Annotated in this window: 12 protein-coding genes; 5 read left to right on the top strand and 7 right to left on the bottom strand. The window is 74.0% G+C overall.

The genetic code is table 11. The annotated features are described in order from the left end of the window. Nucleotides 1-120: 120 nt before the first annotated feature. Complete coding sequence (locus tag ACIOHG_RS18905; RefSeq protein WP_400951802.1) at nucleotides 121-1,293, top strand: HEAT repeat domain-containing protein; 1,173 nt, start codon at nucleotides 121-123, stop codon at nucleotides 1,291-1,293. Between the two features lie 152 nt (nucleotides 1,294-1,445). Here the strand turns inward: ACIOHG_RS18905 and ACIOHG_RS18900 are convergent, their stop codons facing one another. The 4 genes from ACIOHG_RS18900 to ACIOHG_RS18885 form a co-directional block, all read right to left on the bottom strand. Continuing rightward, nucleotides 1,446-1,634 carry a hypothetical protein gene (locus ACIOHG_RS18900; RefSeq protein ID WP_400951800.1) on the bottom strand — a complete coding sequence of 63 codons (189 nt, stop codon included), beginning with the start codon at nucleotides 1,632-1,634 and terminating at the stop codon, nucleotides 1,446-1,448. After that, entirely contained in the window at nucleotides 1,631-2,830 is a 1,200-nt protein-coding gene (locus tag ACIOHG_RS18895) for a hypothetical protein (protein WP_400951797.1), read from the bottom strand. Before ACIOHG_RS18895 ends, ACIOHG_RS18900 begins: the two co-directional genes overlap by 4 nt. A 79-nt stretch (nucleotides 2,831-2,909) precedes the next feature. Beyond that, nucleotides 2,910-3,305 carry a hypothetical protein gene (locus ACIOHG_RS18890; protein WP_400951795.1) on the bottom strand — a complete coding sequence of 132 codons (396 nt, stop codon included), beginning with the start codon at nucleotides 3,303-3,305 and terminating at the stop codon, nucleotides 2,910-2,912. A 918-nt stretch (nucleotides 3,306-4,223) separates the two neighbouring features. After that, on the bottom strand, nucleotides 4,224-5,090 hold the full coding sequence (locus ACIOHG_RS18885; protein ID WP_400951792.1) for a nitroreductase/quinone reductase family protein: 867 nt from the start codon (nucleotides 5,088-5,090) through the stop codon (nucleotides 4,224-4,226). A 358-nt stretch (nucleotides 5,091-5,448) separates the two neighbouring features. Between ACIOHG_RS18885 and ACIOHG_RS18880 the strand changes: the two genes are divergently transcribed. After that, on the top strand, nucleotides 5,449-6,906 hold the full coding sequence (locus ACIOHG_RS18880) for a ricin-type beta-trefoil lectin domain protein (RefSeq protein ID WP_400951790.1): 1,458 nt from the start codon (nucleotides 5,449-5,451) through the stop codon (nucleotides 6,904-6,906). Between the two features lie 32 nt (nucleotides 6,907-6,938). After that, entirely contained in the window at nucleotides 6,939-9,116 is a 2,178-nt protein-coding gene (locus ACIOHG_RS18875; protein ID WP_400951787.1) for an RICIN domain-containing protein, read from the top strand. An 80-nt stretch (nucleotides 9,117-9,196) separates the two neighbouring features. On the opposite strand, the gene ACIOHG_RS18870 is transcribed toward ACIOHG_RS18875, so the two are convergent. Next, on the bottom strand, nucleotides 9,197-9,631 hold the full coding sequence (locus ACIOHG_RS18870) for a VOC family protein (protein WP_400951785.1): 435 nt from the start codon (nucleotides 9,629-9,631) through the stop codon (nucleotides 9,197-9,199). A 148-nt stretch (nucleotides 9,632-9,779) separates the two neighbouring features. Here ACIOHG_RS18870 and ACIOHG_RS18865 point away from each other — a divergent pair, with 148 nt between their 5' ends. Together ACIOHG_RS18865 and ACIOHG_RS18860 are read left to right on the top strand one after the other, a co-directional pair. Further along, nucleotides 9,780-10,355, top strand: coding sequence for a VanZ family protein (locus tag ACIOHG_RS18865; protein ID WP_400951782.1), 576 nt, complete (start codon nucleotides 9,780-9,782; stop codon nucleotides 10,353-10,355). Nucleotides 10,356-10,450: 95 nt separating this feature from the next. Then, a complete protein-coding gene (locus tag ACIOHG_RS18860; RefSeq protein WP_400951780.1) occupies nucleotides 10,451-11,452 on the top strand; it encodes an LD-carboxypeptidase in 1,002 nt (333 codons plus the stop codon). Between the two features lie 28 nt (nucleotides 11,453-11,480). Here the strand turns inward: ACIOHG_RS18860 and ACIOHG_RS18855 are convergent, their stop codons facing one another. Together ACIOHG_RS18855 and ACIOHG_RS18850 are read right to left on the bottom strand one after the other, a co-directional pair. Then, nucleotides 11,481-11,960, bottom strand: coding sequence for a macro domain-containing protein (locus ACIOHG_RS18855; RefSeq protein ID WP_400951778.1), 480 nt, complete (start codon nucleotides 11,958-11,960; stop codon nucleotides 11,481-11,483). Nucleotides 11,961-12,256: 296 nt separating this feature from the next. After that, nucleotides 12,257-12,883 (bottom strand): hypothetical protein, encoded by a 627-nt coding sequence (locus ACIOHG_RS18850; RefSeq protein ID WP_400951776.1) that lies wholly within the window; start codon nucleotides 12,881-12,883, stop codon nucleotides 12,257-12,259. Nucleotides 12,884-12,888: the final 5 nt, after the last annotated feature.

Genomic DNA, 12,888 nt, shown 5'->3' with positions numbered 1-12,888 from the left:
TGTCACGGTGATCCGTACGTTAGCAAGCCCGGGCCCGCCGTCCAACCCATTTACCGCTCCGCCTCCCGGAGTCCGGAAAACCGCTGGTGGACGGCGCTTCCGCCGGGGAACATTCTGCGGGTGGACCTCTCCCCGCTGCTGGCCGCGATCGACCGCGCCGACGTGCCCGCGCTGTGCCGGCTCCTCGACGCGCGCCGCGACGGACGCGGGGTCGGCCCCGGCGCGGACGCGCTCCCGGCCGGGGCGGGTGCGGTCCTGCTCGCGGCGGCCGTCCGGGGCGGCGGCCCGGCCGACCTGGCGGAGGCGCTGCTGGTCGCGGGCGCCGACCCGCTGCGGGCCGGGCCCGACGGCGAGGACTTGGTGGAGTGGGCGGCCCGGCACGGCAAGGACGAGGTGCTGGACCGCCTGCTCTGCCGGACGCCGCACGACCTGACCGCCGGAGCCGCCGAGCGCGCGCTGCGGGCGGCCCGCAGGGCGCTGGCCGAGGCCGGCCCGCTGCCCGGCCGCTGGGCCGTCGTCACCTCGATGGAGACCCGGGCGGGCACCCCGGCCCCGCCGGACGAACTGCTGCGCCGCGCCCTGGTGCACGCCGATCCGGCGGGCGAGGACTGGTCCGCCTGCGCCTTCCCGTTCGCCCGCTTCCCCTCCGCCGAGTTCCTCGCCTGGGCCCGCGCCCGGTACGCCGACGCCCCGTCGGTGGCCCAGCGGCGCTTCGCCGTCGAGGTGCTGGTCTCGATGGGCCTGGGCGTCTGGGACGCCGAGGACGACCCGACCGAGGAGTTCGCCCCCGAGGCCGCGTTCTTCCTCCGTCCGGTGATCGGCACCGAGCCCGACGGCCACGCCCTGCACCGGGCGATCCACGCTTACGCGTGGTACGCCGAGCGGGCGGACGTCGCCGACACCGTCCTGCCCCACCGGCACCACCCGGAGCCGGACGTCCGCGCCGCCGTGGCGCACGCCCTCGGGTACGCCCGCCACCGACCCGACCCGCGCCCGGCGGCCGCCCTGACCGCCCTCGCCGCGGACGCCTCCCCCCGGGTCAGACGGTGCGCGCTGCGCGCCTTCGCGTTCCCGGCCGCCGACGGCCACGACCCGCGCCCGCTCCTGCTGGCCGCCCTCGCCGACCCCGACCTGGACGTCCGGCTCTCCGCCCTGAACGGCCTGGTCAAGCACGGCGACACGCACGCCCCGGCCGCGCTGGAGCGGCTCGCGGCCGACGTCGCCGGTCGCTACGAACCCGGCTGGCTGGAGATCGACTGCCTGCGCGACCAGCTCCGCCTGGCGGCTTCCTGACGTGCCCGACCCCGCCGCCCGGGGTGGGCCGGTGGCCGTCTACCCTGGTGGTGATGAGGTCGCCCGCACGGTAAAGAACGGGACCCGGGGTGCGGACAGGGTCGTTTGCCTCATCGCCTTCACGTGATCGAACTCCTGCGGGGGCGTCAGCCCTACCGTTTCTGGGCCCGGTACCGCTTCAGGAGGGCGGTGAGCTTCGCGGGGTCGGCTGCGCCGTTCAGTTCGGCGGTGAGGTCGTCGGGGCAGAAGTCGTACAGGTCGCCCCACCAGCGACGCCCTCGGTTGTCCCAGATGCGGTACCCGCCGGGCACGCCCCTGGCCACATAGCGGCGCTTACTCACAGCGCCCCCCGCCGAACCCGAGGGCGGCACCCGCAGGCCGGGTCACTGTGCGTCCGGGGTGTCGTCGGTGAGGCCGAGGACGGTGCGGACCGGGGCGAGGTCGTCGTCGGTGGCGCCGTCGACCTGGATGCGGAGGTCGAGGTGGGTGAAGCGGGGGGCCAGGTCGGTGAGGAGGTCGAGGGGGTGCGGTCCTCGGCGTGGTGCTCCTCGACGACCAGTTCGCGGAGGGTGAGGTGGGTGAGGTGCGGGAGCAGCGGGTGGTCGGCGAGGAGGAGGAAGTCGCCGGTCTCCTCGGGGTCGAGCTCGGCCGCGCCGAGGTCGAGGCTGCGCAGGTGGGGGAAGCGGGCGGGGTCGAGGTCCTCCAGTTGGAGGTTGGAGCCGACGGTGCCGTGGACGTCGGGGCCGATCTCCACCTCCAGCGCGGTGAGGGCGGGGGTGGTGAAGTCGAAGAGCGAGCCGTCGGAGAAGACCGCGCCGCGGGTGCGGAGTTCGGTGAGGGTGTCGTGGGCCAGGTGGTCGAAGAGGAAAGCGCCTTCCAGCTCCAGCGAGCGCAGGGCCGGCAGCGCCGGCCAGAGGGCCTTGCCGAGTTCGGCGGGGACGACGGGGTCGTGCAGGTGCTCCGCGGGGGAGATCCGGTTGCCCGTCGAGGTGGTGTGCGGGGCGAACAGCAGGGTGAAGTCGTGGCCGAAGCGGAGGGTGTCGAGCCGGGGTCGGGGGTGGGCGGCGAGGACGGCGGCGGCCCGGGCGGCGGAGTGGTGGTGGTCGGTGAGGTGCAGTTCGAGGCGGCGCAGCAGGCGGGTGGCCGGGTGCGCGAGGAAGGCGTCGACCAGGGCGGCCTCCCACTGCTCGGGGTCGGCCGGGTCGAGCGGCGCGGACAGCGGCAGGTGCTCGACCAGGGCCCGGCGGCGCGCCGCGCTCCCGGGGTCGAGCCGGAACACGGCCGTGTCGATCCGCCCCCGGGACCAGGTGAACTGCCAGGAGCCGTCGGCCCGCAGCGCGTCGAGCCCGAAGGCGCGCTCGACCCGGGTGTACGCGGCGGCGGCCTGCGCCGCGTCCCCGTCGCCGGTCTCCCGCAGGTGCTCCAGCCGGATCGCCCGACCCCGGGGGTCGCCCGCCGCGGCGAGGGCGTCCGCATGGGCCAGCCAGTCCGTCCACGCGTCGGTCTCCGGAACGGCGATGTGCTCGGCGAAGGCCATCTGGTTCTCTCCCGGTCTCGGTTTTCCGGCACCCTACCCAGCGCCGCCGACGGTCGGCCGACGGTCGGCTGACGGATCGTCAGTTCGCGGTCGGGTAGCCGGTCTCCGCGAGGTCGGCGGCGAGGTCGGCGAGGGACAGTCCGGGGTTGAGGGCGGTGACCACGGCCTCGGTGAGCGGGCGGAGCGCGAAGACGTGGCGGACGGCGTCGAGGCCGACGGCGGTCTCATAGTAGTCCTCGGCGAACTCCCGGTACGCCTCGGGGGTGCCGGTCGCCAGGACGTCGAACAGCCAGGCCGCGCCGCCGTCGCCGACCTGGTCGGGGGCAGCGGGGCGAGGTCGCCGGTGCGCCAGGCGGTGTCGTGGGTCTCGCGCCAGAAGCAGACCGTGGCCCGCAGCACGCCGTCGTCGCAGAAGGCGGGTTCCTCGATCTGGGGCCGGAAGACGGCGGGGACGCTGTCGAGCAGGCCGGGCCACGGGGCGAGCGGGTCGGCCCGGTAGGGGCTGATCGGCGACTCGTGGTCGAAGCCGCGGGCGAAGACGCCGTCCGGGGTGAAGACGAGGGAGTACTCGTCGCCGGAGCCGTTGCGCATCGAGGCCATCTCCTGGTCGGGGGCCCAGTGCGCGTCGTGGGAGAAGTACCGCCACTCCCACTCCGGGCTGAGGACGGCGTCGAGCACCGCCAGGGCGCGCGAGCGGTCGCGCAGGACGGGGACGGCGGGCAGGCGGGCGATCAGCGGCAGGACGTTCACCTGCCCATTCAAGCAAGCGGCCCCGGACGGACGGCGCGCCGCTCCCCTGGTCGCGCCGCACCGCCACCGCCATGCCGCGCTACGCCCCCACGCCGCCCGGCCGCTCCGCCACTCCCCCGCCGCGCCCTGTTCGTAGGCGGCCACGGTGCGGACGAACAGGGTGCGCTCGGCCGGGGAGAGCGGGGCGAACGCGGCCTGCCGGGCGGCGGCCCCGTTGGCGAGCCAGCGTTCGACGGCGGTGCGGGTCGCGGGTTCGGCGGTGAGCGAGACGATGGTGCGGCGGCGGTCGGCGGGGGCGGGCGGCGTTCCGGGACGCCCCGGCGGGTGAGGTCGCCGACCATCAGGCTCGCGGTGGGGTGGGCGACTTCGAGGCGTTCGGCGAGGGTGCCGACCGGCATCGGGCCGTCGTACAGCAGGCAGGCGAGCAGGGTGAGGTGCCGGGGCGCGAGCCGGGAGCCGGCCAGCGCGTCGGGGACGGCGATCTGCTTGACCCGGGCGGCAGCCCTGGGCATCAGCAGCAGCATCGCGCGCACCGCCTCGGGGTGCTCAGCCCGTCCGCGGGAGCGCTCGGCCGGGCCGCACCGTACCGGACGGGGCCGGCAGGAACGGCGGCCCCGGCCCGGCGCCCCGTTCAGCGCCTCGTTCAGCGTTCCGGGTGCGGCGCGGGCGGGATCGTCAACTGCTCTTCCTCGTGGGCGAAGTAGGTCTCCAGACCGGTGGTGAGGCGGTCGAGTTCGGCGCGCAGCGCGGCCGGGTCGGCGGCGGTGGCGGGGTCGGCGAGGCGGGTCTCGAAGCGGGCCAGGGCGTCGGCGACGGTGCGGTGCTCGACCCGCAGCCGGGCCAGGGCGGGGATGAGCGGAGGGTAGCGCTGTTCGAAGGCGGTGAAGGCGCCCTCCGCGCGGCGGTGGTGCAGGTCGAGGCCGTAGCAGAACGACAGGCAGCGCTCGCGGAGCCGGGCAGCGAGGTCGGACCCGGAAAAGCCCTCGGCCTGCTCCAACCGGTCGCGCAGGTCGGCGAGTTGGCGGCGCAGGTCCTCGTGGTGCAGCCGGAGCCGGGCCAGGACGGCGCCGGCCAGGCGGGGGTCGGCGGCGAGGTCGAGGGGGTGCAGGGCAACGACGGGGATGGTGCGGTCGGTGCGCCGGGCGTAGTCGGCGAAGGCGGGGGCGTCGGCAGCCTGGGCCGCGAACTGCCGTGCGCGCTCGGCGCCTTCGAGGAGGACGGGGCGGACGGACAGCACGCTGGTGCCACCCTCACCGTCGGGGACCTCGGCGGTGCCACCGCCGGCGGCGAGCAGGTTGCGGTACCACCAAGGGTGCTGCGGGGAGCCGCCGTTGGAGGCGAAGACCAGGTAGCGGCCGCCGTCCTCGCGGTAGGCGAGCGGGGTGGTGCGGGGGCGGCCGGTGCGCCGCCCGGCGACGGTGAGCAGGAGCAGCGGCAGGTTGAAGCCGTCGACCCGGCCCCCCTCGGCCGGGAACTGCTCGATGACGCGCCGGTCGAAGTCCTCGGCCATGGCTGGTTTCTCCCCGTTCGTCGGCCGGCCCGGAATCACCTTTGCCAGCAAATGGGTTCAAACGGATTCTGGTTCGCGCCCGGCCCACCGGTCAACCGACCCCGGGGCCTCATTCCCCGACGGCTCGTCCACGACCTTCGACTCCTGTACGCACGGGGGTTGACGTGGTCGCGCCCACACCCCTAACTTCACGTCTTGAAAAAGGTCCAGACCAACCCGGCAGGGCCGCCGGCCACCACCACCGATCCGCCGCCAGGCGGACAGGCCGCCCTGCCCGGACCGCTCCGGACGCTCCCTCAGGCATCGCTTCGCGTTCACCTCATGAACGAGTGGACGTTCTCCCCCACGAGGAGCCGCCTTGATCCGCACCCGCCCGCTCCGCCGCACCCGCCCGCTCCGCCGCAGCGCGACGGCCGTCGCGCTGCCCGCCACCCTCGCCACCGCCCTCGCCGCCGCCCTGCTGGTGACCGGCGCCGGCCCGGCCTCGGCGGCCGCCAACCCCGGCCCGGGCTTCCCGGCGCACTACGCGGCGCCGTACTTGGAGACCTGGAACTCGCCGAACACCCTGGCGGACGCCCGCACCGGCGGCGGGCTGCGGTACGTCACCCTGGCCTTCGTGATCAGCGACGGCAGCTGCAACGCCACCTTCAACGGCAACACCCCGATCACGGACGCCGGTTGGACCGGCGCGATCAACACGCACCGGGCGGCCGGCGGCGACGTGATCGCCAGCTTCGGCGGCGCCTCCGGCACCGAGCTGGGCCAGGCGTGCACCAGCGTCTCCGCCCTGCAGGCCCAGTACAAGCGGGTGGTGGACGCGCTCAACCTGACCAGGATCGACCTGGACATCGAGGGCGGCGCGCTGAACGACACCGCCGCCAACGACCGCCGCAACCAGGCGCTGGCCCAGCTCCAGCAGGCCCAGGCGGCGGCGGGCAAGCGCCTCGACGTCAACTACACGCTGCCGGTCAGCCCTTCAGGACTCGAATCCAACTCGATCAGCCTGCTGAACAACGCGAAGAGCCGGGGCCTGACCGTCAACGCCGTCAACATCATGACGATGGACTACGGCTCGCCGATGGACATGGGCCAGGCCGCGATCAGCGCCGCCAACGGCCTGCACACCCAACTGGGCCAGATCTGGCCGTCGAAGACCTCCGAGCAGCTGTGGGCGATGGAGGGCAACACCCCGATGATCGGGGTCAACGACACCACCTCCGAGGTGTTCTCCACCGCGAACGCGCAGACCGTGGAGTCCTTCGCCGCGTCCAAGGGCATCCAGCTGCTGGCCTTCTGGGCGGTCGGCCGTGACAAGGCGTGCGCCAACAGCGGGACGCTGTCCGACAGTTGCAGCGGCACCCCGCAGTCCGCTTACCAGTTCTCGAAGACCTTCGACCAGCTCACCGGCGGCACCACCACCCCGCCGGGCGGCCGCACCGGGCAGGTCACCGGCTACGGCGGCAAGTGCGTGGACGTCGCGGCCGCCAACCCGGCGAACGGCACGGCGATCCAGCTCTACGACTGCAACGGCACCGCCGCCCAGCAGTGGACGGTCGGCACCGACGGCACCCTGCGCGCGCTCGGCAAGTGCCTGGACGTCACGGCGGCCGGCACCGCCAACGGCACCCAGATCCAGCTGTACGACTGCAACGGGACCGGCGCCCAGCAGTGGCAGGCGCAGGCGAACCGGACGCTGGTGAACCCGAGTTCGGGCCGCTGCCTGGACGCCACCGGCCCGTCCTCGGCGAACGGCACCCGGCTGCAGATCTGGGACTGCTTCGCCGGAGCCAACCAGCAGTGGAACCTGCCCGTCTGACGCACCGTCAACCTCAGAAAGGAGCAACTCCCGTGCGCAGGAAGACCCTTCTCCCGCTGACGGCCACCGTCGGCCTGCTGGCCTCCTCGGCGGTGCTGCTGTCCCCCGCCCCGGCCGCGCTGGCCGCCGTCCCGACCGGGGCGACCACCCTGGTCGCGCAGAACTCCGGCAAGTGCGTGGACGCCGCCGCGGCCGGCACCGCCGACGGCACCGCCGTCCAGCAGTACGCCTGCAACGGCACCGGCGCCCAGCAGTGGCAGGTCCAGGACCTCGGCAACGGCTACGTCCGGATCAACAACCAGAACGACACCTCGAAGGTGCTGGACGTGGTCGACGTCTCGACCGCCGACGGCGCGAAGATCCAGCTCTGGGCGTACGGCGGCGGCCTGAACCAGCAGTGGCAGGCGGTCGCCGAGAGCAGCGGCGCGTACCACTTCGTCAACCGCAACAGCGGCAAGTGCCTGGACGTGCCGAGCGCGTCCACCGCCGACGCGGTGCAGCTCCAGCAGTACGCCTGCAACGGGACGGCCGCGCAGTCCTTCACCTTCGGCAGCACCGTCCCCAACCCGCCCGGCACACCCGACTTCGGGCCGAACGTCACGGTCTTCGACCCGTCGACGCCCGCCGCCACCATCCAGGCCAAGCTGAACGCGGTCTTCGCCCAGCAGGAGTCCAACCAGTTCGGCGCCCAGCGCCAGGCCCTGCTGTTCAAGCCCGGCAGCTACAGCGTGGACGCCAACGTCGGCTTCTACACCCAGGTCGCGGGCCTCGGCCTGTCCCCCGACGACGTCACGATCAACGGCGCGGTGCACGCCGAGGCCGACTGGTTCCAGGGCAACGCGACGCAGAACTTCTGGCGCTCCGCGGAGAACCTGTCCGTCAACCCGACCGGCGGCAGCGACCGCTGGGCCGTCTCGCAGGCCGCGCCCTACCGCCGGATGCACGTGCGCGGCAACCTCCAACTGGACGACGGCGGTTGGTCCTCGGGTGGCTTCATCGCCGACTCGAAGATCGACGGGCAGGTCCGTTCCGGCTCCCAGCAGCAGTGGCTGTCGCGCAACGCGCAGTGGGGCAGCTGGAGCGGCTCGAACTGGAACATGGTGTTCGTCGGCGACGTCAACGCGCCCGCCAACTCCTTCCCCAACCCGCCCTACACCACGGTGAACCAGACCCCGGTGGTGCGCGAGAAGCCCTTCCTGTACGTCGACGCGGCCGGCGCCTACCAGGTATTCGTCCCGGCGCTGCGCTCCAACACCTCCGGCACCACCTGGGCGGGCGGCGCGCAGCCGGGCAGTTCGCTGCCGATCGACCGGTTCTTCGTCGTGAAGCCGGGCGCGACCGCGGCCGACATCAACGCGGCCCTCGCCCAGGGCAAGAACCTGCTGATCACGCCGGGTGTGTACCACCTGAGCCAGCCGCTGAACATCACCCGGCCCGACACGGTGGTGCTCGGCCTGGGCCTGGCCACCCTGGTCCCGGACAACGGCGTCACCGCCGTGAACGTCGCGGACGTGGACGGCGTCAAGCTGGCCGGCCTGCTGATCGACGCCGGGACGACCAACTCCCCGGTGCTGATGCAGCTCGGCGCGGCGGGCTCGTCCGCCGACCACTCGGCCGACCCGACCTCGCTGCACGACGTGTTCTTCCGGATCGGCGGTGCGGGCGTCGGCCGGGCCACCCAGTCGCTGGTGGTCAACTCCGGCAACGTGATCGGCGACCACCTGTGGCTGTGGCGCGCCGACCACGGCAGCGGCGTCGGCTGGACCAGCAACACCGCCGCCAACGGGCTGGTCGTCAACGGGAACGACGTCACCATGTACGGCCTGTTCGTCGAGCACTACCAGCAGACCCAGGTGAGCTGGAACGGCAACAACGGCCGGACGTACTTCTTCCAGAACGAGCTGCCGTACGACCCGCCGAACCAGGCCGCCTGGACGAACGGCTCGACCCGCGGCTACCCGGCCTACAAGGTCGCCGACTCGGTGACCGCCCACGAGGCCTGGGGCCTGGGCTCCTACGCCTACTTCAACGTCAACCCGGCGGTGGTGGAGGAGCACTCCTTCGAGGTCCCGAACCGCTCCGGCGTCCGGTTCCACGACATGGTGACCGTCTCGCTCGGCGGCACCGGCACCATCAACCACGTGATCAACTCGACCGGCGGACCGTCCAACTCGGCCACCAACGTCGCCAACCTGGTCGCCTACCCGTAGGCTCCCGGCCCCCGGAACGGCCGGGGCCGCCCCTCCGTGCGGGAGGGACGGCCCCGATGCCGTGCCGTCCTGACGGAGCGTCAGTCGAGGCAGAACTCGTTGCCCTCGACGTCGTGCATCACCTGGCAGGACTCGTTCTCCTCGTCGGCGAGCAGCAGCGGCCCCCGGGTGGCGCCCAGCTTCTCCAGGCGGGTGGCCTCGGCCTCCAGCACGGCCAGGCGCTCGGCGCCGACCAGGCCGGTGCCGACCCGGACGTCCACGTGCACCCGGTTCTTGACGACCTTGCCCTCGGGGACGCGCTGGAAGTACATCCGCGGGCCCGCGCCCGTCGGGTCGGCGGCCGCGCCCCACGCGCCCCGCTTCTCGGCCGGCAGCTCGCGCTCGGCCTCCTCCCAGGAGGCGAAGCCCTCGGGCGGCGCGGGCATGACGTACCCCAGTACCTCGCACCAGAACGCGGCGACCCGGCGCGGCTCCGCGCAGTCGAAGGTGATCTGTACCTGCCTGATCGAACTCATCGCGCCACCGTAGCAGCGGTCTTCCCGGCGCGCAGGGAATTTTCCGGCCGTCCTACCCGGCGTGCGACGGGCGTTGCGGGGTATCCGCGCGACGTCCCGGTGCGGGAGACCTGGAGGGCGGATGTCGAGGGCGGGGAAGGCGGTCACAGTGGGCGGCAGAGCGCGGACCGGCGCGGCGGGGGGACGGGCCGAGGAGCAGAAAGGGGCCGTCGGCGCGGCCCCGGCGGAGGGCACCGGGGAACGGGCCGCCCGGCCGCCGTTCCTGCAGCGGCGGGGCCCGCTGACCGCGGTCGTCCGGGGCCTGATCCTGCTGGCCGCACTGGCCCTGACGGTGGCGTTCGCGGTGGCGCTGGCCCGGGTGACGCTGGTGCCGGAGCCGGGGGCGCGGCACCTGGTGCACCCCAACTTCCATCCGGGCAGTTCGCTGCGGACCTACCTGGACCGCCCGGCCGTCCGGACGGCGGCCCAGCAGGTCGGCGGGAACCTGCTGCTGGGCGTGCCGTTCGGCGTGCTGCTGCCGGTGCTGTTCCCCAAGCTGCGCAGCGTGCTGGCCGTGATCGCGCTGACCGCCTTCGTGATGCTGGCGGTGGAGGTCGCGCAGGGCTTCCTGGTGGCCGGCCGGGCCTTCGACGTGGACGACGTGCTGCTGAACACCGCCGGCGCGCTGCTCGGCCACCTGCTGCTCGGACGGCGGCTCGGGCGGGCGCTGTACCGCCGGCGCTGACCCGGGGCGCCGGCGCGGCAGGTGTTCCCGGCACGGAGAGGCGGCCCGATCGAAATCCGGGTGACCCGGGTCGCTCCGGCGGCGAAACTGACGGCATGACAACTTCCGCCCCGCTCCCGCTGCTTCGACCGCGCGCACTGGAGCCCGGGGACCTCGTGGTGATCGCCGCACTGTCCGGTCCGCTGCCGGCCGCGTACGAGCCCAACGTCGAACGGACGGTGGCGGTCTTCGAGCGGATGGGGTTCCGGGTCCGGCGGGCCCCGCTCCTCGAAGTGGGCCGGGAGCGGTGGTGGAGCGCGGCCGCGCCGGCCGAGATCGCCGCCGAGCTGAACGGCCTGCTGCGCGACCCCGGGGTGCGGGCGATCGTGGCGAGCGACGGCGGGCAGACCGTGCTCGGCTACCTCGACCTGATCGACTTCGAGGCGGTCAGGGCCGATCCCAAGCCGATCCTCGGCTACAGCGACCTCTCGCTGCTGCACCTGGTCCTGCACGCGCGCACCGGCCTGGTCGGGTTCCACGCCGACCTGGCCGTCCCGGGCTTCGGCGGGAACTGGCAGGCCGCGCCCCCGGCCCGCCGGAGCCAGTTGGAGGGCCTCTACCGCGCGTTGCTGACCGGCACCGAGCCGCTCGGTCCGCTGCCCACCGGCCCCGCCTGGGAGTGCTGGCGCCCGGGCCGGGCCGAGGGCCCGCTGATCGGCGGGGTGATCAACCGTCTCGTGCTGTCCCGGGCGACGCCGTTCGCCCTCCCCCTCGAACGCTTCGACGGCGCGATCCTGTTCTGGGAGGAGATGGGCGGCCTGGCCTCGTACGTCTGGAGCTACCTCCAGGTGCTGCGGCACAGCGGCGTCCTCGACCGGATCGCCGGCATGGTCGTGGGCGTCCCGCACGAGATCGGCGGCCTCGGCCCCGGCTCTTCCCCGACCCTCGCCGAGATCGTCCTCGACGTCCTCGGCGACCGGGACGTCCCGGTCCTGGGCAACGTCGACTTCGGCCACGCCGGCCCGAACCTCCCGATGCCGATCGGCCTGCGCGCCGGCCTCGACGCCCGGGCGCGCACCCTGTCCCTGCTCGAACCGGCGGTGGCGCCCCCGTCCTGAGCCGGAGGGCCCCCGGGGCGGGCCCGGGTCAGTGGTCGTAGACCGTGACGGGGATGCCGCGGTCGGTCAGGCGGGCCGTGATGAGGGGTTCGACGCGCTCCCAGCGGCCGCCGGCCAGGCCGCAGCCGATCCGGGGCATGTGGACGGAGGCGCCCAGCCGTTCGGCGTGCCCGGCGAGCGCGGCGAGGGCGGTGTCGATCGCCTCGTAGCGGACCGGGACGCCGGTGGAGCGGGCCGTCCGGGTGCCGCGCTGGCCGACCATGTTGGCCACCCACAAGTACGGCGAGACCTGCACCAGTTGGACCGCGCCCAGGCCGAAGTCGTTGCCCGCGCGCTCCCGGTGCCACCGCCGGTACGCCGCCTCCGGCTCGGGCCAGCGCTTGGACAGCGCCAGCACGAAGCCCTTGCCCCACCCGCCGAGGTCGTTGCAGACGTGCGCGACGATCCGCACTCCCTTCCCCTGCGGGGCGGTCGCGTCACCACGGACGTACACGATCGTCTCGCTCATGCCCGCCATCCTGTCACCCGCCCCCGACAGCGGGGCCGACGGATGCGGACGATCCGTCAGCCGGGCCGACCGGTCCTGCGCGACCCGGGGGGATCCGGGCGGTGCCCGCTCCGCCGGTAGCCGTTCTCGTCGGGGTTCAGCACGACCCTGGCGTGCCGCCAGGCGGTATCGAACGAAACGTTGCCGTACCCCGCCCGGACGAGCCGCAGGGCGTGCCAGCAGGTGCGCGGGGCCAGCACCCAGCGCAACAACAGAATCGGGATCGCGTACGGGGGAAGGGAGTTGCGGCCCACTGCTCAGCCCCCGACCGGTGCCGGCACAGCGACCAGCGACTCGACCCGCTCCGCGTGGACCGTCCGGTCGGCCCGCCGCATCCCGCTCGCGAGCAGCGTGCAGAGCATCTTGCGCTGTGCCTGCTCCGGGAAGCTCGCCAGGAAGTCCCGCAGCACTTCCAGGACCGCGAGGTCGACCGACCGCTCGGACTCCGGACGGTACCCGGCGAAGGCCCGGGCCACCGCTGCCGCGGTGTCCGGGGTCGGCGGACGTGTCCAGTCCACCGATTCCTGTTCCGCCCAGCGGGCCAACACCCCCGCCGGGTCGCACAGTTCTTTCGCCAGGGCATCCGTCCGCTGCTGCCGCAGGGCCTCCACCACGGCCTGCCGCCGCTGCGCGTCGAGGAGCCGGTCGACCGCCGTCCGGTCACCGGGGGCGAGGCCCATCACGATCGTGGCGCGGAACTCCACCCCCGGGTCCGCCTCCAACCGGCGGTGCTGCCTGAGGTGCCGGGTCAGCACGTCCCGGGCGGAGTCCGGATCGGCCGGATCGCAGCCGCAGGACACTTCCCGGGCGCTCTCCCGAAGGACACCGCGGACCCGGTCGGCGACCTCGTCGACGTCGGCCAGCCCCTTCGGAGCGGCCGTCACGACAC

This window comes from Kitasatospora sp. NPDC088134, assembly GCF_044741705.1.
Lineage (GTDB): Bacteria > Actinomycetota > Actinomycetes > Streptomycetales > Streptomycetaceae > Kitasatospora.
The sequence above is the reverse complement of the archived record's forward strand: the minus strand, read 5'-3'. Positions and strand labels throughout refer to the sequence as shown.

What these genes read in the sequence shown, in the direction of transcription:
- ACIOHG_RS18860 (WP_400951780.1), top strand. Translation starts at nt 10,451, where the DNA reads ATGACAACTTCCGCCCCGCTCCCGCTGCTTCGACCGCGCGCACTGGAG.
- ACIOHG_RS18855 (WP_400951778.1), bottom strand. Translation starts at nt 11,960, where the DNA reads ATGAGCGAGACGATCGTGTACGTCCGTGGTGACGCGACCGCCCCGCAG.
- ACIOHG_RS18885 (WP_400951792.1), bottom strand. Translation starts at nt 5,090, where the DNA reads ATGGCCGAGGACTTCGACCGGCGCGTCATCGAGCAGTTCCCGGCCGAG.
- ACIOHG_RS18870 (WP_400951785.1), bottom strand. Translation starts at nt 9,631, where the DNA reads ATGAGTTCGATCAGGCAGGTACAGATCACCTTCGACTGCGCGGAGCCG.
- ACIOHG_RS18895 (WP_400951797.1), bottom strand. Translation starts at nt 2,830, where the DNA reads ATGGCCTTCGCCGAGCACATCGCCGTTCCGGAGACCGACGCGTGGACG.